Here is a 463-nt window from a genome sequence, read left to right as displayed (position 1 = left end):
GGCATGGTGGTAGATTACCTTTCTTCCCAACCCAACCGGGCTGGATATCAGGTGTCTACCAAACAGGGGTCAGGTCCGAGTTTGCGCATCATGCCGGCCCAGCGGAGGGTTACTTTTCCGTCGTTGTCGACTTTGTCTCGGCGTAGGCGGTTGTCGGTGCCGATGGGGATATCGAGTGGCTGGGCTTTGGGCAGTCGGTTGTAGGCCTGAACTGGCGTTTGTCTGTTGAGTGCTCGGTGGGGTCGGTGGTTGTTGTAGTAGTCGATGATGTCATCGAGTTGTTGGTTTAGCTCGGCGATGTTGTGGGCAAATGGCCTTGTGTTCAGGGCTTTTGGAGTGTTTGGTGGAAGCGCTCGACTTTTCCTTGGGTTTGGGGATGGTATGGGGTTCCATTCTTTTGGTGGATGCCCATTTGGAGCAGTAGCTGTTCGAAGCCGTTGCGAGTGTCGGCTTTTCTGTAGAG

The 463-nt window shown here is 54.6% G+C and carries 1 pseudogene; it reads right to left on the bottom strand.

Features of this window, described 5'->3' with window-relative positions:
- Positions 1–77: 77 nt before the first annotated feature.
- A pseudogene (locus QP324_RS11885) lies at positions 78–463 on the bottom strand (integrase core domain-containing protein); the annotation flags it as partial.

It is taken from the genome of Corynebacterium sp. UMB0012 (genome assembly GCF_030216265.1).
Classification (GTDB): Bacteria; Actinomycetota; Actinomycetes; order Mycobacteriales; family Mycobacteriaceae; genus Corynebacterium.
This window is presented reverse-complemented; position numbering and strand designations above follow the sequence as displayed.